This window comes from Pseudomonas persica, from assembly GCF_900291015.1.
In the GTDB taxonomy this organism is placed as follows: Bacteria; Pseudomonadota; Gammaproteobacteria; order Pseudomonadales; family Pseudomonadaceae; genus Aquipseudomonas.
Map to the genome: position 1 here is coordinate 1 of NZ_OLKL01000215.1, position 259 is coordinate 259.

At 66.8% G+C, this 259-nt stretch carries 1 protein-coding gene; it reads left to right on the plus strand.

From position 1 onward, the window contains the following. The coding region (locus FQ664_RS27590) for a hypothetical protein (protein ID WP_218570438.1) at positions 1 to 259 on the plus strand (259 nt) is incomplete at both ends.

Genomic DNA, 259 nt, shown 5'->3' on the forward strand with positions numbered 1-259 from the left:
GCGTGGCCCTCCAGGTGGATGCCGTGAAGGGGGTTTGGGCGGACACGATCTCCCCTCCATCCGGGATAGACTCCTCCTCGCCTCCCGGCGCGATCCTGACCGAAGAAGAGGAGTTCCTCATATATGACCTCCCCCTGTTCCTTGCGGCGGGAGGAAGCGTACCGCTCCCCCTTCCCCCGGGCACGGCCGGAGAAGATGAGCCCCCTCGCGACCCGGAGAAGGAGAGCGCGATCCTCGCCGACCGGGCCAGGGTGTTTTC